19 protein-coding genes are annotated in these 21,288 nt (G+C 41.8%); 13 read left to right on the top strand and 6 right to left on the bottom strand.

Features of this window, described 5'->3' with window-relative positions:
* The first annotated feature begins 21 nt into the window (after positions 1–21).
* The 8 genes from ACP14V_RS13570 (at position 22) to tsaB (ending at position 8,931) form a co-directional block, all read left to right on the top strand.
* Entirely contained in the window at positions 22–1,278 is a 1,257-nt protein-coding gene (locus ACP14V_RS13570; protein WP_272608549.1) for an ABC transporter permease, read from the top strand.
* Between the two features lie 32 nt (positions 1,279–1,310).
* Positions 1,311–2,423 (top strand): efflux RND transporter periplasmic adaptor subunit, encoded by a 1,113-nt coding sequence (locus tag ACP14V_RS13565; protein ID WP_272608548.1) that lies wholly within the window; start codon positions 1,311–1,313, stop codon positions 2,421–2,423.
* Positions 2,424–2,519: 96 nt separating this feature from the next.
* A complete protein-coding gene (locus ACP14V_RS13560; protein ID WP_136566733.1) occupies positions 2,520–3,221 on the top strand; it encodes an ABC transporter ATP-binding protein in 702 nt (233 codons plus the stop codon).
* Entirely contained in the window at positions 3,214–4,443 is a 1,230-nt protein-coding gene (locus ACP14V_RS13555; RefSeq protein ID WP_136566734.1) for an ABC transporter permease, read from the top strand. Before ACP14V_RS13560 ends, ACP14V_RS13555 begins: the two co-directional genes overlap by 8 nt.
* A 2-nt stretch (positions 4,444–4,445) precedes the next feature.
* The gene (locus ACP14V_RS13550) at positions 4,446–5,702 is read left to right on the top strand and encodes an ABC transporter permease (RefSeq protein ID WP_136566735.1); all 1,257 of its coding nucleotides are present in this window, start codon (positions 4,446–4,448) and stop codon (positions 5,700–5,702) included.
* A gap of 34 nt (positions 5,703–5,736) precedes the next feature.
* Complete coding sequence (locus ACP14V_RS13545) at positions 5,737–6,849, top strand: efflux RND transporter periplasmic adaptor subunit (protein ID WP_136566736.1); 1,113 nt, start codon at positions 5,737–5,739, stop codon at positions 6,847–6,849.
* Between the two features lie 38 nt (positions 6,850–6,887).
* Positions 6,888–8,237: a TolC family protein gene (locus ACP14V_RS13540; protein WP_136566737.1), complete on the top strand. Its 1,350-nt coding sequence runs from the start codon at positions 6,888–6,890 to the stop codon at positions 8,235–8,237.
* Positions 8,238–8,253: 16 nt separating this feature from the next.
* Positions 8,254–8,931 (top strand): tRNA (adenosine(37)-N6)-threonylcarbamoyltransferase complex dimerization subunit type 1 TsaB, encoded by a 678-nt coding sequence (gene tsaB / locus ACP14V_RS13535; protein WP_272608542.1) that lies wholly within the window; start codon positions 8,254–8,256, stop codon positions 8,929–8,931.
* Here tsaB and ACP14V_RS13530 read toward each other — a convergent pair.
* The 4 genes from ACP14V_RS13530 to ACP14V_RS13515 all read right to left on the bottom strand — a co-directional run bounded on the left by ACP14V_RS13530 (position 8,928) and on the right by ACP14V_RS13515 (position 13,171).
* Complete coding sequence (locus tag ACP14V_RS13530) at positions 8,928–9,749, bottom strand: mechanosensitive ion channel family protein (RefSeq protein ID WP_272608540.1); 822 nt, start codon at positions 9,747–9,749, stop codon at positions 8,928–8,930. The two genes, tsaB and ACP14V_RS13530, sit on opposite strands and share 4 nt — an antisense overlap.
* A 77-nt stretch (positions 9,750–9,826) precedes the next feature.
* Positions 9,827–11,941 (bottom strand): thioredoxin domain-containing protein, encoded by a 2,115-nt coding sequence (locus ACP14V_RS13525; protein WP_272608539.1) that lies wholly within the window; start codon positions 11,939–11,941, stop codon positions 9,827–9,829.
* A gap of 63 nt (positions 11,942–12,004) precedes the next feature.
* Positions 12,005–12,205, bottom strand: a complete 201-nt coding sequence (locus tag ACP14V_RS13520; protein ID WP_272608537.1) for a dodecin family protein — start codon at positions 12,203–12,205, stop codon at positions 12,005–12,007.
* A gap of 69 nt (positions 12,206–12,274) precedes the next feature.
* Positions 12,275–13,171, bottom strand: a complete 897-nt coding sequence (locus tag ACP14V_RS13515; RefSeq protein WP_272608534.1) for a NifU family protein — start codon at positions 13,169–13,171, stop codon at positions 12,275–12,277.
* 127 nt (positions 13,172–13,298) lie between these two features.
* On the opposite strand from ACP14V_RS13515, the gene ACP14V_RS13510 reads away from it, so the two are divergent.
* Positions 13,299–14,294, top strand: a complete 996-nt coding sequence (locus ACP14V_RS13510) for a PorP/SprF family type IX secretion system membrane protein (protein ID WP_136566743.1) — start codon at positions 13,299–13,301, stop codon at positions 14,292–14,294.
* Positions 14,295–14,380: 86 nt separating this feature from the next.
* Here ACP14V_RS13510 and ACP14V_RS13505 read toward each other — a convergent pair whose 3' ends face one another.
* Complete coding sequence (locus ACP14V_RS13505; RefSeq protein ID WP_272608532.1) at positions 14,381–15,550, bottom strand: VWA domain-containing protein; 1,170 nt, start codon at positions 15,548–15,550, stop codon at positions 14,381–14,383.
* Positions 15,551–15,717: 167 nt separating this feature from the next.
* A complete protein-coding gene (locus ACP14V_RS13500) occupies positions 15,718–16,206 on the bottom strand; it encodes a hypothetical protein (RefSeq protein WP_272608530.1) in 489 nt (162 codons plus the stop codon).
* A 98-nt stretch (positions 16,207–16,304) separates the two neighbouring features.
* On the opposite strand from ACP14V_RS13500, the gene ACP14V_RS13495 reads away from it, so the two are divergent.
* The 4 genes from ACP14V_RS13495 to fabD all read left to right on the top strand — a co-directional run bounded on the left by ACP14V_RS13495 (position 16,305) and on the right by fabD (position 21,102).
* Positions 16,305–18,476: a tetratricopeptide repeat-containing sensor histidine kinase gene (locus tag ACP14V_RS13495; protein ID WP_272608528.1), complete on the top strand. Its 2,172-nt coding sequence runs from the start codon at positions 16,305–16,307 to the stop codon at positions 18,474–18,476.
* Positions 18,476–19,207 (top strand): LytR/AlgR family response regulator transcription factor, encoded by a 732-nt coding sequence (locus ACP14V_RS13490; protein WP_272608526.1) that lies wholly within the window; start codon positions 18,476–18,478, stop codon positions 19,205–19,207. Before ACP14V_RS13495 ends, ACP14V_RS13490 begins: the two co-directional genes overlap by 1 nt.
* 380 nt (positions 19,208–19,587) lie before the next feature.
* Positions 19,588–20,097: a gamma carbonic anhydrase family protein gene (locus ACP14V_RS13485; protein WP_272608524.1), complete on the top strand. Its 510-nt coding sequence runs from the start codon at positions 19,588–19,590 to the stop codon at positions 20,095–20,097.
* Between the two features lie 123 nt (positions 20,098–20,220).
* Positions 20,221–21,102: an ACP S-malonyltransferase gene (gene fabD, locus ACP14V_RS13480; RefSeq protein WP_272608523.1), complete on the top strand. Its 882-nt coding sequence runs from the start codon at positions 20,221–20,223 to the stop codon at positions 21,100–21,102.
* The last annotated feature ends 186 nt before the right edge of the window (positions 21,103–21,288 follow it).

Genomic DNA, 21,288 nt, shown 5'->3' with positions numbered 1-21,288 from the left:
TGGTGGTAAAAAAGATTCAATATGTTCAATAGGGATAGATGGCGGGAAATTTTGGAAGTGCTCACAAGCAATGTGTGGCGCACCATCTTCACGGCTTTTGGGGTCTGTTGGGGCATATTTATCCTAATTGTGCTATTGGCCGCGGGCAAAGGGCTCGAGAATGGCATAAAAAAGGATTTTGGTGATATCGCCACCAATACCATGTTTATGTGGACAAGGGCCACTACTAAGGCTTATGAAGGTCTGCCCATGGGGAGGGGCTTTAATTTTAAAGTGGACGATGTGCAGGCCATACGGGACAATGTTCCCAATTTGAGATTTATTTCCCCCAGAAATCAGTTGGGTGGATTTAGGGGAGGAAGCAATGTGGTTCGCGGTATACGCACTGGAGCCTATAATATTTATGGCGATTATCCTGAAATCATCAATCAAGACCCCATGACGGTCACCTCAGGACGATTTTTAAATTTCAATGATATTCGGGAGAAAAGAAAAGTGGCCATTATTGGACAAGGAGTCAAAAATGAATTATATGAAGAAGGAGAAGAGGTGTTGGGCTCTTATATTAAGATTCAAGGGGTAAATTTTATGGTCATTGGAACCTATAAAAAGAATAACAGCGATGGAGGCGAAGAGGCCCAAAAGGAAGTTTTTGTGCCCTTTACTTCGTTTTCCCAAGCCTTTAACAGAGGGGATAATGTGGGATGGATGGCTATAACTGCCCATGATGAAAGCTCCATATCCCAATTGAAGAACAATATTATTGAGGTCATGAAAGACCGTCATAAAATTCACCCAGAAGATAACAGGGCCATCGGGTACTTTGACTTATATGAGCAGTATAACAGAGTTGAAAGTCTCTTTGGGGCCCTTAAGGCTGTGGCCTACATTGTTGGATTTATGGTGTTGTTATCTGGTATTATTGGGGTAAGTAACATTATGCTCATTGTGGTAAAAGAACGCACCAAAGAAATAGGGATACGACGGGCGCTGGGCGAACAGCCATGGTCCATTAAAAAGCAAATTCTTATGGAGTCTATTTTTTTGACCATAATTTCAGGAATGGTGGGCATTATTTTTGGGTCCTTGGTCATCTATGGCATCAATACCTTATTGGACAACGTGGGGCCAGTGGATATGTTCATGAGTCCCAGTGTAAGCGTTGGAGTGGTCAGTGGGGCCATGCTCATTTTAATTTTGTCCGGGCTTTTGGCAGGATTTATCCCAGCACAGAGTGCCATTAGGGTACGACCCATAGAAGCTTTGCGAACTGAGTAAGAAATCAATCAAAACAAAACCATAAAGACAAAATGAAAAAGTCGGTTACCATTATTATTCTCCTCCTCATTGCAGTGGTTTTTGGAGGATCTATGTATTATCTCTATCAGAAAAATGCCGAAGATCCTGTGGTTTATGAAACTGAAAAACCATCAAAACAGACCATTGTAAAAAAGGCAGTGGCCACGGGCAGTATACTTCCTTTGGAAGAAGTGCTCATCAAACCAAATATTTCAGGAGTGATTGAAGAAATTTATGTGGAAGGGGGCGATTACGTTAAATCAGGGGATCTTTTGGCCAAAATCAAGGTGGTTCCCAATCTCTCTGCACTAAATGATGCCAAGAACGCCATTGATGAGGCTAAAATCAATTTGGATGATCAAAAAAGGAACTACGAGCGACAACTTACCCTTTTCGGCAAAGGAGTAATTTCCAAAACCGATCTGGAACGGGCCCAAGTAAGCTACGATCAGGCCAAACAAACCTATGGGGCGGCAAACAAACGGTATGATATTGTCAAGACCGGTACCACAAGTGGTCTTAGTGGCGCAGCCAATACCTTGATCAAGGCAACGGTTAGCGGAATGGTTCTGGAAGTCCCTGTGGAGGTGGGTAATCAGGTCATAGAAAGTAATAATTTTAACGAGGGAACTACCATAGCCGCCATAGCCGATGTGGACAAAATGATTTTCGAAGGTAAAGTTGATGAGTCTGAAGTTGGGAGAATAAAAGAAGACCTTCCCTTGGAAATCACCGTGGGGGCCATTGAAGACAAGGTGTTCGATGCGGTTTTGGATTACATCGCACCAAAGGGAAAAGAAGAAAATGGTGCCATACAGTTTGAGATAAAAGGAACCCTGAAAAAACAGGACAGTACATTTATTCGAGCAGGTTTAAGCGCCAATGCCTCCATTATTTTGGCCCGGGCCGATAGTGTGCTGGCGCTAAAGGAGGCACTTATTCAATTTGATGGGGAAACTAAAAAACCATTTGTTGAAGTTCAGACTTCGGACCAAAAGTTTGAGCGAAGGAATGTAGAGTTGGGAGTCAGTGATGGCATTTATGTTGAAGTAAAATCTGGTGTAAAGTTGGAAGACAACATCAAAGTATGGAATGCCATAGAGCCGGAAATCAATTCGAAATAATCATTTAACAAAAAATTTCAATAATTCTTGTAACATTTTAACAACTTGTAGGTCCTACATACAGAAGTTACAATTAGATCGCTAACATCACCAATTATGATAGAAATCAAAGATCTTCACAAATCCTATAAAATGGGGAGCAATTCCCTTCATGTTTTAAAAGGAATAAACTTTAAAGTGGAAGATGGGGAACTAGTTGCCATTATGGGGTCATCAGGATCAGGAAAGTCTACCCTGTTGAACATACTGGGGATGTTGGATGGTGCCGATTCGGGGGAATATACCTTGGATGAAGTGCCGATCAAAAATTTAAGTGAAACCAAGGCGGCCCAATACAGGAATAAGTTTTTGGGCTTTGTTTTCCAATCGTTTAATTTGATCAATTACAAAAGTGCTTTGGAGAACGTGGCACTCCCTTTGTACTATCAAAAAGTCCCTAGAAAGGAACGACAGGAAAAGGCCATGCAATACTTGGATAAAGTAGGGCTAAAACCATGGGCCCACCATTTGCCCAGTGAACTATCTGGGGGTCAAAAACAACGGGTGGCCATTGCCCGTGCCATGGCCGCGGAACCCAAAGTCCTTTTGGCAGATGAGCCAACCGGAGCTTTGGACAGTAAAACGTCATACGAGGTTATGGATTTGATCCAACAAATCAATGACGAGGGCAATACCATTTTGGTAGTGACCCACGAAGAAGATATTGCACATATGTGCAAGCGTATTGTGCACCTAAAAGATGGTGTTATTGTTGAAGACAAAAAAATTGAACAGGTAAGGGCAGGACAATATGTTTGATAGAGACGTCTGGCAAGAAATATTCAATACCATAAAGACCAACAAGCTGAGGACTTTTTTAACGGGTTTCTCAGTAGGGTGGGCCATCTTTATCTTGGTAATGCTCCTGGCTTCCGTAAATGGAATGCAGAATGGTTTCATGGGGCAGTTCAATGATGATGCCACCAATACAATTTTTATTCGTCCTGGTACTACTTCAAAAGCCTATGGTGGATTTGAGGCGGGTAGACGCATCCAATTGAAAAATGAAGACCTAGAGTATGTGAGGCAGAGCTTTTCAGATGATGTGGAATATATAAGCGCTAGATATTATGCCAATGTTACGGCAAGATATAAAAGCGAAACAGGTTCCTACAACGTACAAGCTACCCATCCCGATCATCAAGCTATTGAAAAGACCTTGATCGTGTCGGGAAGATATTTTAATGAGGCCGATTTGGTCAACAAAGCCAAGGTGGTTGTTATAGGGCGAAAGGTAGCAGAAGACCTGTTCAAAAAAGAAGATCCTTTGGGAAAATTTGTGGAGCTTAACAATCTTTCTTTCAGAATAATCGGGGTTTTTACGGATGATGGGGATGACAATGCCGAACGGGGGATTTACGCTCCTGTAAGCACCTATCAACGTATTTACGGAAATACCAATGACATCAACGTTATAGCACTTACGTACAACCCAACCTACGATTTGGCCAAAGCACTTGAGTTTTCTGGAAAATTGGAAGATATCATGAAAAGAAGGCATAGAATTGACCCGGAAGACCAAGCTGGGTTGTATGTGTGGAATTATGCCGAAGCTTTTGACAACATCAGCAGTTTTACCGCCGTGTTGAGGGGTATTGGAATCGGAGTAGGGTTTCTTATTCTTGTAGCCGGTATCGTTGGTATTGGCAATATCATGGTGTTTACGATAAAGGAAAGGACCAAGGAGATTGGAGTGAGAAAGGCACTGGGAGCCAGACCAAGACAGATTATAAACTTGGTGCTCTTGGAATCAATTTTCATCACCACATTGTCCGGATTTATTGGATTGATATTCGCTTGGGTGATACTTGCAGCAGTTGGACCCATGTTCCAGACTCCCGCTTTTAGCAATCCCTCTGTAAATGCTTCCACGGTCATTACCGCTACCATAATTTTAATTGTTGCCGGGGTTTTGGCAGGTCTTATTCCTGCCATGAAAGCAGCGAATGTTAAACCCATTGTTGCACTAAGTGATAAATAGTTATGTGGTTATTCGATAGAGACTTGTGGATAGAGATTTTTCATACCCTGGGCAAGAACATGTTCAGGACCTTCCTTACAATGCTGGGGGTGATTTTTGCCATGGTCATTTTGGTGTTATTATTGGGTTCTGCCAATGGAATGAGCAATGGATTCAACAAAATATTTGCAGGTACGGCCTCCAACAGTCTTTTTGTTTGGGGGCAATCAACATCGGAACCCTACAAAGGTTTTGAAAGAGGGCGAAGGATTAGATATAAGGTTGAAGACGCCGAGATTTTAAAAAAGCAAATCCCCGAAATTGAAGTTTTGGCCCCAAGGATAGAGCTCGGGAGCCACCGTAGTGTGGTAAGCGTGTATAGGAATGGCCAAACCAGTGGTTCATCAGTGTACGGGGATTACCCAGAAATTGATGATATCACCAAAAAGAAGTTGGTGGAAGGAAGGTTTTTGAACCAAACCGATATTGAGCACTCCAAAAAAGTATGTGTTATTGGGGAGGAAACCTATAAGCTCCTATTTGATAAAGGGGAAAATGCCATTGGACAGGACATTCGTATCAATGGAGTGTATTTTTCGGTAGTGGGGATTTACAAACCCAACAACAACATCAATATTGATGGGGAAAATGCCGTATTTATCCCTTTTACCACTTTTCAAAAGGCATTTAATTCAGGTGATCGTATGGGTTGGATGGCCATTGCCGTGGAAGCCAAGACCCCTGTGCCTTTGGTGGAAAAGCAGATCAAGGATATCCTGAAAACCAAATACGACATCCACCCAGATGATGATAGGGCCATAGGTAGTTTTGATATGTCCGAAATATTCAACAACATCAATGGTTTTACAATGGTACTCCAAGGGTTTTCCTTTTTTGTTGGAATTTTTACGTTACTGGCCGGTGTAATAGCCATTAGTAATATCCTGTTGATTACCGTTAAGGAGAGAACCAAGGAAATTGGGGTTCGTAGGGCATTGGGGGCAACCCCTAAGGTGGTAAAGCGTCAAATTGTGGTAGAGGCCATTGTGTTGACGGCCTTTGCAGGATTGGTTGGGTTTGCCATTTCAGTGGGGATATTGGCCATCATGGACTCCATGTGGGGCAGTGGCGATGATTTCCCTTTTGTAAACCCCATGATTAGTATACCACAATTTATCATATCGTTTGTGTTAATGGTTGGCCTGAGCGTACTCATTGGGTTGTTGCCAGCAAACAGGGCGGTTAAGATAAGACCCATTGAAGCATTGAGAGAAGAATAATCAATACAAATAATAACGAATCAAATTAACAATAATGAACAAGTATGTAAAGTACGGATTGATCGGAATATTGGTCGTAGCCGTTTTGGCCGCTACCGTATACTTTCTCAAACAAAACAGTACTCCCGCAGAACTCTACAAGACCGAAACCGTGGAGCGAAAGGATATTGTGAACAAGGTGATTGTTACGGGAAAGGTTATTCCAGAGGATGAAATCAATATCAAACCCCAAATATCCGGAATTATAGATAAGATTATTTTGGAGGAAGGGGTCAAAGTTAATGCAGGAGATCTTATCGCGGTCATCAAGGTGGTTCCCAATGAACAGTCCCTGAACCAAGCCGCGGGTAGGGTCCGTAATGCAGAATTGGCCCTGAACAATGCCAAGATCGAGTATGATCGGAACAAAGTACTGTTTGATAGAGGGGTAATTTCAAGTCAAGACTTCAATAATTTGAAGTTGACCTTTGATCAGGCTACCCAGGAACTAAAGAATGCCCAGGCCGATTATCAGATCATTAAAAAAGGGTCATCGGGAGGGTCTGCAAGCGCAAATACCAATATCAGGGCCACTGTTTCCGGAACCATTTTGGAAATACCCGTTAAAGAAGGGGACCAGGTTATCCAGAGTAATAATTTTAATGATGGTACCACCATTGCCACCATTGCCGACATGTCCAAGATGATTTTTGAGGGCGAGGTGGATGAAGCCGAAGTTGGAAAATTGCATGTAGGGATGCCTCTTGATATTAGTTTGGGTGCTCTTGAGACGCAAAAATTTTCCGCAAAATTAAAATTCATCGCACCAAAAGGTGTAGAAGAGGAAGGTGCCGTACAGTTTAAGATTGAGGGGGATTTGGCCCTAACGGACAGTACCACATATGTAAGGGCAGGATATAGCGCAAACGCTTCTATTGTTTTGGAAGAGAAAAAAGATGTACTGGCTATTAAAGAGGCTTTATTGCAGTTTGATAAGGAAACCGAAAAACCTTATGTAGAAGTAGAGGTAGGAGAAAATGAGTTTGAGCGCAAGGATTTGGAATTGGGCGTAAGTGACGGTATTGATGTTGAGGTCGTATCTGGGCTGGATGAAAAAGCCAAAGTTAAAATTTGGAACAAGCTAGAGAAGAAAAGTGACGCAGATTGATGATAGCTTTTCCTTTACGAACAAAAATCAAAAAACGAATGAAAAATATAATAACAACTCTAGTACTCCTATTTGCCATATTCGCATCCCAAGCACAAATGCGCAAATGGACATTATTGGAATGTGTTGAATATGCCATGGAGCACAACTTAACCGTTGAGCAATTTGAACTAGATCTTGAAAACGCCAAAATAGATAAGTCAGATGCAGTGGGTAACATGCTTCCCAATTTAAATGGGTCAACATCCGTATCGAGCAACACGGGTTTTTCCATTAATCCTACAAACAACCTTCCCACCAATAGTACTGCGTTTAACGTAAATGCAGGAATAAGCTCCAATGTTACCTTGTTTGATGGGCTTCGGAATGTAAAACAGTTGAACAGGGCCAAGCTCAACGCCATTGCCAACCAATATCGTTTGGACGACCTCAAGGACGACATCCGGTTGAATGTGGCCAACGCCTATTTGCAAGTATTGTCCAGCAAAGAACAGCTCAAAACATTCAAGGCCCAATATGCGGTAACCGAGCAGGACCTTAAACGTACCAAGGAGCTTGTGGAATCGGGAGTAGTACCTAGAGGAGATCTTTTGGAAATTGAGGCCACCGCAGCAAGTCAACAACAACAAGTGGTCAATGGAGAAGGGATGGTCTTGATCTCAAGGGTGAACTTGGCACAATTGCTTCAGATTACCGATTATGAGAATTTTGATATAGCCGATGAAGAGTTTGAAGTTCCACCTTCTGATATTTTGAACAATTCTGCAAAGGTCATTTTTGATAAGGCACTTAGCTTTAGAAATGATATTAAATTATCAGAATCTTTTGTTGGACTTGCGGAAGAAGACTTAAAAATTGCCAAAGGGGCGTACTTGCCCACGCTTTCGGCCTTCTTTCAATACGGCACAAGATATTCAGATGTAACTCAAATTCCAGATGGAAATGGAGGGGCGTACACCCCAAATTTCACCGATCAGCTGTGGATTTTTGATGGTATTTCCTATGGTGCCCAACTAAATGTGCCCATCTTTAATGGTTGGAGTACCAGAAACAATGTAAAACGCTCACAAATCAGTCTGGAAAAGGCCAAGTTGCAATTGGAACAAGATAAATTGGATTTAGAGACAACCATACAGCAGGCCTATGTAGATGTGGGCACGTTTGATAAAGCATATGAGGCTGCACAAAAAACACTTGAGGCCCGTAGGCTGGCTTATGAGTATGCCAAAGAGCGTTATGATGTGGGTCTAATGAATGCTTTTGATTTTAGTCAAGCCCAATCCCGGGTAGACAATGCCGAAGCCGATGTAATACGTACCAAATACGATTATATCTTCCGATTGAAGATTTTAGAGTTCTACTTTGGTTTGCCCATTTCACTAAACTAGTATCTTTGTGGCCGCTATGGCCAGAATACTAAATTTAGAAACAGCAACCACCAATTGTTCCGTGAGTATCTCCGAAGGGGACCGTATTGTTTTTCTTCAAGAGAACAATGCCATGGAGTATTCCCATTCAGAGCAATTGCACATTTTTATCAAAGAAGCCTTACAAGGGGCTTCTTTGTCTTTTTCAGACCTTGATGCGGTCGCTATCAGTAAAGGCCCTGGGTCGTATACCGGGTTAAGGATAGGGGTGTCTGCCGCCAAAGGGCTTTGTTTTTCGTTGGATATTCCATTGATTTCCATTTCAACCTTGGAAAGTATGGCGCAGCAGGTTGCCCCTAAGGAAAATACAGTAGTCATTCCTGTCTTGGATGCAAGGCGTATGGAGGTGTATTCAGCAGTTTTTGATGCCGGCCACAAGCAAATTAGGGAGACCCGTGCCGAAATTATCAATAGAGATTCATTCCAAGAATTTACAGACCGTAATGCGGTATATCTAGTGGGCAATGGTGCGCAAAAATGCAAAGAAGTCCTGTCTCACCCCAATTTTCATTTTCTGCCGGAAGTGATGCCATCTGCCAAAGAAATGGCGGTACTGTCCCATACAAAATATGAGGAGGGTCATTTTGAGGATGTTGCCTATTTTGAACCCTATTATTTAAAGGATTTTGTCCTTCAAGGAAAGAAGAAGTCTTAATTAGGTTGATGCACCACTCGCTGTGGAAACGGAATCTCAATCCCAGCTTCGTCAAAACGCAACTTGGTCTCTTCCACTACATAAAAATGGGCAGGCCAGAACACATCGTTATTGGCCCAAAAACGCAAGGTTAAGTTTACCGAACTATCCCCCAGTGCACCAACATATACCTCTGGTGCAGGTTCAGTAAGAATATTGGGGTTGTCTGCACAGATTTTTAAAAGAATGTCTTTGGCTACCTTAATGTTGGAGCCATACCCAATACCTACATCAAACTTGTTCCTACGGGTATTTTCCATGTTGTAGTTCACAATATTCCCGTTGGATAATTGCCCGTTGGGGATTATTGCAATTTGATTTCCAAAGGTGCTTACCTTAGTATTGAAAATGCTTATTTCTTTCACAGTACCATCTATACCTTGGGCGGAAATCCAATCTCCTACCTTAAAGGGCTTAAAAATTAAAATGAGTACCCCGCCTGCAAAATTGGCCAAAGAACCCTGTAGTGCCAAACCAATGGCAAGACCGGCTGCACCTATCATCGCTACCAACGAAGAGGTCTTTACCCCCAATTGTGTGACAACCAAAACAAACAAGATGACCTTTAGGGCAATGCTTATGAAACTTTGTAGGAACGACTCAAGGGTTTCATCATAATCTTTCTTATCAAAAAACTTACGTACAAACTTGTTTATAAAGCGAATGACCCACAGCCCTCCAAAAAATAGTACAATGGCCAAAATTAGGTTGGGCAATATGCCCAATGTCCATTCCCATGCTTGATCAATATATTCTTGATAGTTTTCCAATTCTTTCATGTTCAATTTTTGGTTTGGGGTAAACTAACCAATATTTTAAGAAATCAAAATAAAAAGGATTTAAACAAATGTTAATCCTACTTAAATGACCGTATCTGTTGCATGATACCTTCAGAGGTAGTTACTGGCAGTTTGCAGGTTCCTTCAATACAGACATAGGCAAGGGTAGTGCCTTCAACATATCTGTTTTGGAGAAGTTCCAGATTCCCATCTTTTTTTGAGCCTACCAGAATACTGTTGGGCAAGTAGCTGCTGCCAATTTCTTTGCCCAAGGCCTTGTAATCTTCACCCACCAATGCGATTTCATAAAAATTTTGGTTTTCATATAGGACCACGTGAAGCCAATTGGCAAAGCCTTGTGCACTGCGGTCAAAATCCTTTTGTACATTTTTTACCATTTGTTTGGCGATGTCACCATAATCTTCTTCGGTATAGAGTTTGTGGAATTTGAGCAGGTTTTTAGCCATAATTGAATTAGAGGCTGAAATAACATTATCGTTGGTTTCTATGCTTCTTCGGATCAAGGAATGGTCTTCATCTGAGGTAAAAAAGAACATTTCAGATTCCTCATCCCTAAAATGCACCTTGGTATAGTCCAACAATTTTTTGGAATGCTGTAACCATTTATCATCAAAAGTAACCTCATAGAGGGCCGTGTAGGCCTCAATCACGGTGGCGTAATCTTCCAAAAAAGCATTTATGCTGCTTTTTCCGGCCTTATGGTTTCGGTACATGGAATAATCTTTTTTGACCATCTCTTTTTCCAAGAATTGGGCATTCTTTAAGGCCAATTCTAAATAGGTATCATTGCCCAAATAGCGATAAGCATCCACCAACCCTTTGAGCATCAACCCATTCCAAGAAGCCAAAATTTTATCGTCCAATCTGGGTTTGGAACGTTTGGCTCTTTCTTGTTTGAGGATTTTGAGCGCACTGGTCATTTTATCTTTCAGTTCAGGAACTGAAATATTGTGTGCTTGGGCAATCTCTTCATCATCCTTGTCTCTAATCAAAACATAGTTGCCTTCTTCCCACAGGCCATAGGAGTCAATATTGAAATAATCCTTAAAAATGGTAAAGTCGTTACCCAATAATTGGGTCAGCCCTTCTTCAGTCCAAACATAGTAGGCCCCTTCTTCAAGTTCACCATTCTCATCCAAACTATCGGCATCCAACGAAGAGTAAAACCCACCGCTTTTATCCAATAATTCTTCTTGCACAAACGCAATGGTCTCTTCAACCACCTGCTTGTAGAGTTCATTTTGGGTCACGGCGTAGGCTTTGGCATAAAGGCTTACCAATTGTCCGTTGTCGTACAACATCTTCTCAAAATGGGGCACATGCCATTTGGTATCGACAGCATATCTAGAAAACCCACCTCCCACATGGTCATAAACACCACCATAGGCCATTCGGGTGAGGGTGGTATTCACATGCGACATGATTTCCGGCTTGTTCCTTGTGTTGGCGTAGTGCAACAGAAATTCCCAGTTATTGGGCATCATAAACTTTGGGGCACGTTGGTAACCACCCAAAGAGGGGTCAAAATGTTGCGACCATTGCTGAACGGCGGCATCCAATTGGTCTAAAGAATAGAGATCTGATTCGGAATCATTTTCCACGAGGTTAATGGCATGAATGCCCCCAGCTAGGTCTGTGGCATATTGTGTGACCCTGGCCTTATCTTCTTTGTATAGTTTGATGAGTTGTTCCAAAGATTTCACCCAATTGTCCTTGGGGAGGTAGGTGGCGCCCCAAAATGGTTTTCCATCGGGCAAGGCCACAATGTTCAAGGGCCAACCTCCATTACCTGACATCATTTGAATGGCGTCCATGTAAATTTGGTCTACATCGGGCCGCTCTTCTCTATCAATTTTAATGTTGATGAAATTTTCGTTCATCATTTGGGCCACTTCTTCATCCTCAAAGCACTCTTCTTCCATGACATGGCACCAATGGCAGGCGGCATATCCTATACTGATAAGCAAAGGTTTGTCCTCTTTTTGGGCGCGTTCCAAGACTTCTGGGCTCCAAGCTTCCCAATTTACGGGATTATGTGCATGTTGAAGCAAATAAGGACTGGTTTCATGGATTAAGGCATTGGTATATTTATGGGACACTTTTTTAGGTTTTTGGGTACAGCCATGGGTTATAAAAGATAGAGCCAATACTAGGATAATTTTTTTGAGCATGGATACAGTTTTAAGCATAAAAAAAGCGCCCTTTAGGGCGCGATGATGTGTTGTGCCCTTGGGTTATTGAACTTCGAATGTAATTTTTACATTGACTCTATAGTCGTCAATTTTTCCATCCTTTACAGTGGCACTCTGTTCGTTGATGTAGATGGAACGGATATTCTTTACCGATTTTGAGGCTTGGCCCAACGCTTTTTTAGCCGCGTCTTCCCAGCTTTTATCGGAATTAGCCAATACTTCGATTACTTTTAAAACTGCCATGGTTACTGTTTTTGAAATTTATTCAATGTAACAAATTTTAAGCAGAATATGGTGTCGCAAGTCTTAAAATCAGCCATTCAGGGCCACTACCTCTCGGATTTTGTCGCCCATCATGTTCTTTAGCATGGTCTCAATGCCATTTTTTAGGGTAAAAGTGGATGAAGGACACCCACTGCAAGCGCCTTGCAAGATTACATTTACCGTTTTGCTGTCCTCTTCGTAGGATTGGAAAAGAATGTTACCGCCATCACTGGCCACGGCTGGTTTTACATACTCTTCCAAAATATCGATAATCTGTTGGGATGTTTCATCATATGGGGTCTGTACGGAACTTTGCTGGGCAGCCTCCTTCTTTTTTTGAAGAGCCTCACTTGAAACCACTTCCTTGCCATCGGCCAAATAGTCACGGATAAATTCACGCAATTGCATATTGATGCCTTCCCAATCGGCCATATCATACTTTGAAATGGAAACATAGTTTTCATCAAAAAAAACCTCTTTGACAAACGGGAAATGGAACAGTTCCTGGGCCAACGGGGAATCTTTGGCCTCATCAATGTTTTTGAATTCGTAGACGGCGGGAACAATACGTTTGTTGGCCACAAACTTCATGACGGCTGGGTTTGGGGTTACTTCGGCATATACCGTTACCGGCTCTTTTTTCTGGTTGAGTTCTTCGTGAACAATGGGTTCGCCTGCGTTTAAATATTCTACCAATTGTTGGGCCACCTCGTCTTTTACATCCTCCCATTCCACAATGTCAAACCGTTCCAATGCTATAAAGTTTCCTGAGATGTAAACGGTTTTAATAAAAGGTAGGTAGAAGAGTTGTTGGGCAAGGGGAGAATTCTTGGCCTCATCAATATTTTTATATTCATAATTGCCCTTTGCCAAAAAATGATTGGCTTCCAATTTTATGATTTTGGCATTGTTCGTAGGAACTATGGTAATATTATATTCTTTCATGGCTATTCTTTCTGCAAAAGTACCAATAGTTCACATCTGGTCAAAATATATAATAATGTAGATTTGCCATCGTTATCATAGTGTTTGATTCTATCATAAATTACTTAAATAGCCCCAAAACCGTCACATGAGACGTTATATAACCTCGACCATTCTCACTCTTTTATTTGGGCTATTCGCCAAAGCTCAGGAGGGAATCCCAGTTTATTTTGATTATCTATCCGATAATTACTATCTGGTTTATCCGTCCATGGCTGGTATTGCTGAAGGCACCAAAATTCGCTTGACTGCCAGAAAACAGTGGTTTAGCGTAGATGAGGCGCCAAGTCTGCAAACGTTCAACATCAACTCTAGGATAGGCGAACGTAGCGGTGTTGGGGGAATTTTCTTTAACGACTCCAACGGGTATCATTCCCAAACAGGTTTTAAGGCCACTTATGCACATCATTTGCAGATGGGAGGCGATTTTAGGACCCTGAATCAACTTTCTTTTGGATTGAGCGCAGGGGTGATACTGAGCAGTTTGGACGAAACTGAATTTAGGTCTGTTTTTCCCGATCCTGTGATTACAGGAGTAAAGAACACCACAAGCTATTTTAATATGGACCTAGGGGCATCGTATAATTTCCTTGAATTTTATGCCCATGCGGCTATCTTGAATATTTTGGGGAGTGGTAGGGACTTGTACAGTGCGGCTGAGTTTGACAATCTGAGAAGATACTTACTTTCCGTAGGGTATGTTTTTGGGAGAAATACCCGTATAGAACCTTCTATTTTGTTCCAAATGACCGATTTTACGAAAGAGAAGACCGTGGACTTAAATGCCAAGGTCTACAAGGATGTGAGTTTTGGAACGGTTTGGGGCGGAATTTCATACAGACGTAGTTTTGACGGTGCACAGTTTCAATCCAATGGCAGCTTTGGTGAGCAGCGTTTACAGTTGTTTACACCTATTATCGGTGTTAATGTGAACCGTTTTTTATTCTCTTACAATTATTCTTACCAATCTGGAGACATTCGTTTCGACAATGGTGGTTTCCACCAGATTACCTTGGGATACGATTTTGGACAAAGCGATCAAGGAAAACGTTACGACTGCTACTGTCCTGCGGCCAATAATTAATAAGCTTTTATATCAGTTCGAGCGCAGCCGAGAACTTTTTAAAGCATCTCGACTGCGCTCGATGAGACAATTGTTCAGGAACTTGGTTAATCCCACTTGTAATTTTTCTTTGCCGCTTGGGTCTTTATGGCGGATAAAAGTGCATTTTCCAATTCGCCGGTTTCCTCTTTTTGGTTTTCGGAAATATAGGCCTCACGTTTGGCATTGAACTCCTGTATCTGTTTTTGGACCGCGTCGCGTTCTTCCTTTTTTTCTTTGATGTAGATGTTGATCTCACTTTCCGATTTTCCTTGAAGCTCTTCGGGGAGGTCATTGTCATCCAGTTCAGAAAGTACTATCTCATTATCTTCAACGGCATCGACCAAATCCCAATTGGAATTTTTGTAAAGCCTTGAACTCTTGCTTACGGATCGTTTTACCGCAACCGCAGCTTCCATTTCGGCGGCATTGCTATCCTGCATGGATTGCATGGCCTTTTTTTGTCTTCCCAAGGCACCATACGAAATATAGGTGTTGTTCAATTTGGAGTTGAGTTTAATGATGATATCGTCATAGGGAGTGTCTATATGTACGATTTGTTTGTTGTGGTCAATGGCCATGTACTCACCGCCAGTAAGCGTAGCTCCATTTTTCCACATGGTGGAGATACCCTGTTCATAGTTGCCACAAAAAATGGTGTTTACAATAACATCGTTCTCTTTGGCATTGGTCGCAGCGTCCTTATAATTCAATCTTCCTTGGGTAAAAGGTTCGTTTCCTGCAATGAAAATCATTTTTAGGTCATCGGCATTTTTGCCCCAATCCAATTGTTTCAAGGAAGTTTGAATGACCTGTCCGCAGTATTCCTCACCACCATTGGTGGTCAGGGAAAACAGTTTTTCAGAAATTTCGTCCAAATCGGAACTAAAGCCCAAAACCTGCCTGATATAACCTTCCCTTGAGGATAAATTGTCGTTACCATATTCATATAGGGAGATTTTCAATAAAGGTCGGGAGTCGTTACCACACTTGGCATGGGTGAATTCGTTCACAATGTCCCACAATTGTGCCTTGGCTTGGTTGATAAGACCATCCATACTGTTGCTGGTGTCCAAGAGCAAGGCAATTTTCACATATTGCTTAATTGGTTTTTCGGTTATGGACTTGGTGGTCAAGGCAGTGCTTATAGGTTCCTTCGCCTTTAGGTCGCATCCGTATGACGTTGCTGTTATGAGTAGGCTAAATGTTATTCCCAATAGATTTTTCAAATGTTTCATGATGCAATGTTTTAAATGATAGGCTAAAAGTAGCGGCAACATTTTTCAAGAAAAATCGCAAATGAGGGAAATGGCACTTACAATGAGTGAAGGGTTGCTATAGCTTAGTAAATCTTGAGGGGATTTATAATATCAACTCCAAGATTTCCTGGTGGTCAAACTATGCATTAATCCAACTTATTTGGGAATTTTTTGATTAGCATATCTAGGAAGAGCAAAATGTTTTTCTTTTGAACCTGAACTTCATCACCCAAAAAACTTATGGTCCATATGTCTTTTCCTTTCCATGGCTCGGGGTCGATAATAAATTCGTCAATTCCTATGCCCTCTTCTTGTAAAATGTAGTTCTTAATTTCTATAACCTCCTTTTCATTAAAGCCAGAATATCGAGCTCTTATGAATAATGCTTTGATATCTTTTATTTCATCATTTAAGTCGGGAATACTTTTACATAATGTATTGAGAAATTCATTCATGATGGATACAATTTTTAAGAAGGGATGTTTCAAATATAATGTATTGATGATGTAGTGGTTTATTGGTGAAGATAAAAAGGCAAATGAGGGAAATGGCACTTGTAATGAGTGAAGAGAATGGACGGATTGGTAAAATGGGAAAATAGTACCGTTTGAAACCGTTTTTGGAACACCCCCCATTTTTTAATACGCTCGGGATGAAGTAAGTTTACTGAACAGATGTAACCTCTATGATTAAGAACATATACATATTCTTTCTTTTTCTAATGATGTCCTTTATGGGTTTCTCGCAAACCAATACAGGGCAGTCAGTGGTAGAAATTGAAGGTTCTGTAAGAGGAAAGGAAAATTATACACCTATCTCCGGTGTCCAGATCACAACGGACAAAGGCAACCATACCATTACCAATGGGTTGGGGGAGTTCAAGATAAAGGCTGCCATAGGGGATATGTTGATTTTTGAAAGTCCGGAGTTTGAAACGGTACGGTATAGGGTACGCTCCAATGAAGATGTGGATGTCTTGGTTGAGGATTATGAAGCAGCTTCGACCAAAAAGAAAGAAAGCAAAAACCGTTCAGGCATATATGGTACAACTGTAGACCATAAACGGCTGTTGGATTCCGCTAATTTTTACAAACGGACCGATCTCGAAAAAAGCATTGATTTCATTGCCAGGTCCATAGCTCCGTTGGGTAGTCAGGGTAATAAACAGGAATTGTCTGCCTCCCTGTCCACTCTTGGGGAAATCTACATGTTCCACAAACAATACGACTTGGCCATTGCCAATTTTAAGGATGCCCTTTCTGCCCGGGAGACCAGCAAGACCAAACTGTTGTTGGGAAAAGCCTATATTTTAAATGGGGAATACGAAAATGCGGAGTCTATCCTCACCCCATTATTGGATGTGAAAAATATGGTTCCCTACCAACGGGCTGAGCTTTATGAAGCCCTGGGTGATACTTATAAAGGTCTGGCCAACTTGAAGAAAGCCCAGGAGTTTTATAGGGAAGGACTTCAAATTGCTGAAAAAAACCAAATATCTCCAAAGGTCATCGACTTAAACTCCAAAATGGCCGATGTCTATGCCAGTCAAGATCGCACCATTGAAGCGGAAGGATTTTATCAGAATTCCTTAAACCTTTCAAAGAAAGTGGCCCCGGAGCGATCGATCCAAGAAAGCGAAAAAGTGGCCGATTTCTACAATCAAAAAAATCGGTATGATGATGAGATCCAATTGAGAAAGAAAAGCTTGAATGAATTGCGACAGTTGCCCCAACAACCAGCAATGGCCACTTCAGGCGTGGCCATACCAAATTCGGATACCATTACCTCCCAACGCATCAATTACAAAATAGCCAACGCCTACATTGCCCAAGATAAGTTGGATGAAGCCATTCCGTATCTAGAAAAGAGTATTGTGGAAGCCGATGAGGATGATGATTTGGTGGTGCAAAAAGATGCTACCCGGAAACTGTCGGAAGTCTACAAGTACAAAGGAGATTTCTCTAGAGCGTTGGAGTCGTATCAAGATTATGTCGCGGTGGTAGACAGTCTATACATTCGAAAAGAACAGGAAATTTCAAGGGCTGCTAGGTTTAATCGGGAGATTGCCAACACCCAAAACCGTATTTCCAGTTTGGAACAAGAACGTGAACTCAGCCAGAGTAAATATAGTCTCGCCGTTACTGAGCAGCAACTGTACGAGGAGACCAGTAAACGGCAAAAGTGGATTATTTATTCCTTGGCTTTTGGAATTTTATTGATGGCCTTTACCGCCTTTTTGTACTACAGGAGCAATAAACAGCAGAAATTGGCCAACAATCTTTTGGCCCTAAAATCGCTGCGTACCCAAATGAACCCCCATTTTATTTTCAATGCACTGAACTCGGTGAACAACTATATCGCCAAGAGTGATGAACGCAGTGCCAATCGATTTTTAAGTGAGTTCTCGGTGTTAATGCGTAGCGTTCTTGAAAATTCGGAAGAGGACTTCATTCCGCTGTCCAAGGAACTGGAACTATTGGAACTCTACGTGAAATTGGAGCATTCCCGTTTCTTGGATAAGTTCGATTATGAAATCGAGGTCGATGAAAAAGTGGACATTGAAGCTTTCCGGATTCCGCCCATGTTGTTGCAACCCTACATAGAAAATGCCATCTGGCACGGATTGCGGTACAAGGAAGAAAAAGGATTTTTAAAAATTGGCATTCAACAGCTCACAAACAATCTGCTGGAAATTACGATTATGGATAATGGCATTGGGCGCAAAAGATCTGCGGAACTGAAAACCAGCAATCAAAAGAAACAGAAATCCAAGGGAATGGGTAACATTAAAAAGCGTATCCAGATCCTGAACGATATGTACAAGAATAAGGTTGAGGTTTCCATAGCCAACCTAAACGAAGATCAAACTGGCACAAAAGTGTCCCTAAAGCTTAAAAAAGATTGATGGAACTACGGGCAATCATAGTTGAAGACGAGGCCAACAGCCGGGAAATCCTTCGGAATTACTTGGCAAAATATTGCGAGAGGGTCAATTTGTTGGGAGAAGCCGCCAACATTGAAGAAGGATTGGAACTCATAAAAAAGCATCAACCAGATTTGGTGTTTTTGGATGTGGAAATGCCCTTTGGCAATGCCTTTGATCTGTTGGACCAAATCCCTGAGCGTAGTTTTGAAACCATTTTTGTGACGGCCTACAACCAATATGCCATGGATGCCCTCAATCAACATGCAGCCTATTATTTAATGAAACCCATCAATATAGATGAACTTATTAAGGCTGTGGATTACGTGAGAACCATCAAAGAAAAGGAAATAGCATTGGAGGGTCAGGTGCTTCAAGCCAAATCCATGAAAGCGGAAGGGAAAATTACCTTGCCCCAGCAAGATGGGTTTCAAGTGTTGGAGGTGGGAGATATTTATTTCTGCAAGGCCGATGACAACTATACCGAAATCTATCTGGAGCATAAAAAAATTGTGGTCAGCAAGACCCTAAAATATTTTGAGGAAGCCCTACAGGCCTATCCTTTTGCACGCATACACAAATCCTATTTGGTCAATGTTACCGAGGTGGTCAAATATAAAAAAGGAAAGGGAGGTAGCGTGGTGTTGTCCAATGGTAAGGAACTCTCAGTGTCCGCATCCAAAAAAGCAGAGCTTTTGTCCTATTTTCAGTAAAAGGTTCATAGCGGTCCAAGCCCAAGCAAGAAACAAAACAGACAAACGTCATTTCGAAATGAGTAAAGCGATTGAGAAATCCCAATCAACAGATTTCTCACATTCGTTCGAAAAGACATAGAGCATTTGTGAAAATTAGTGCAATTCGTGTCAAACCAAAATAGATTTCCCATGCTCCTTTGCTATACGCTCAGGACAAGGTTCGAAATGACATACAACATTCGAGAAAATTAGTGCAATTCGTGTCAAAGCTTAGAAAGAGATTCTGGCCCATGGGAGAAAGACAAATCCGTTAGTGAACCATGGAATGTCACATCGAGCGCAGTCGAGATGTTTTTATCCATCAAAAGAACGTAATTTGTATTACTAACACCGAGAAAATGATATTGAAATCCGTAAAGGGAAAAACCCCTCAAATTGGAGAAGATTGTTTTATTGCTGAAAATGCCACGATTGTAGGTGAAGTTACCATGGGCGACCAGTGCAGTATTTGGTTCAATGCTGTGGTTCGTGGCGATGTACACTTCATCAAAATGGGCAATAAAGTAAATGTGCAGGATGGCGCCGTAATCCATTGCACCTATCAAAAATCCCCAACCACTATTGGAAACAATGTGTCTATTGGACATAATGCCATAGTGCATGGTTGTACGTTGAAAGACAATGTGTTGGTGGGTATGGGCAGTATCATTATGGATGATTGCGTAGTGGAAAGCAATTCCATTATAGCGGCTGGGGCCGTGTTGATCAAAGGGACCCATGTGGAAGAAGGAAGCATTTACGCAGGAATGCCGGCAAAAAAAATCAAAAATGTCAGCCCAGAGCTAAGTTCAGGAGAAATTGACCGAATCGCCAATAACTATGTTACGTATTCCGGTTGGTTCAAATAGGTTGATCTTGGCAGAACAGCAATAGTTCAATCAAAAAAACCAGTGGGCCAACAAACCATCAGTCTATAATCCAACATTCCAAAATATCCCTATTTTTGTGGCACTCAAAAAAACTAGAACACTATGAACGCATATATTTTTCCAGGACAAGGCGCACAATTTGTAGGTATGGGATTGGATCTTTACGAGAACCATTCCGAAGCTCAGGAATTGTTTGAGAACGCCAACGATATTTTAGGCTTTTCCATAACTGATATCATGTTTGAAGGCACTGCCGAGGATTTAAAGCAAACCAAGGTGACCCAGCCTGCCATTTTCTTGCATTCCGTTGTTTTGAGCAAAGTATTGGGAGCTGGTTTTAAACCCGATATGGTGGCTGGACACTCTTTGGGTGAATTTTCCGCATTGGTCGCCAATGGAACCCTAAACTTTGAAGACGGGTTAAAATTGGTTTCGCAACGCGCCCTGGCCATGCAAAAAGCATGCGAATTACAACCCAGTACCATGGCGGCCGTTTTGGGGCTGGATGATGCAGTGGTAGAAAAAATATGTGCAGAAGTTGAAGGCGTAGTGGTCCCGGCAAACTACAATTGTCCAGGGCAGTTGGTAATCTCCGGAGAGGTGGATGCGGTGAACATCGCCTGTGAAAAGTTGAAGGAAGCCGGAGCGCGAAGAGCATTGTTATTGCCCGTAGGAGGAGCGTTCCATTCCCCATTGATGGAACCCGCCCGTGAAGAACTGGCAGCCGCCATAGAAGGTACTAAGTTTAACACTCCAGCCTGTCCAATTTATCAAAATGTGACCACCACAGCGGTATCCAACGCCGATGAAATCAAGAAAAATCTAATCTTACAATTAACCGCTCCCGTAAAATGGACGCAAAGCGTGCAGCAAATGGTTCAGGATGGGGCCAAAAACTTTGTGGAAGTAGGTCCAGGCAAGGTATTGCAAGGATTGGTGAAAAAGATAAATCCAGATTCGGAAACAGCATCCGCGGCAGTATAAAACCCCATTTTTTTCGTTGGAATTGTATTTCAACCAAGAAACATAGATTTAATCTGTAAAGTTGTGGCGTTCTGAGGTTTTTTAGTAATATTGATTTTCCCAAAAACCAACTTAAAAAGAAGTAAAAAGAACGAAACTGAAACTCATTGAACAGCTGATGCTATCTTTTCGAACAAAGACCTCATT

Source organism: Flagellimonas alvinocaridis (assembly GCF_965248585.1).
Taxonomy (GTDB): domain Bacteria; phylum Bacteroidota; class Bacteroidia; order Flavobacteriales; family Flavobacteriaceae; genus Flagellimonas; species Flagellimonas alvinocaridis.
This window is presented reverse-complemented; position numbering and strand designations above follow the sequence as displayed.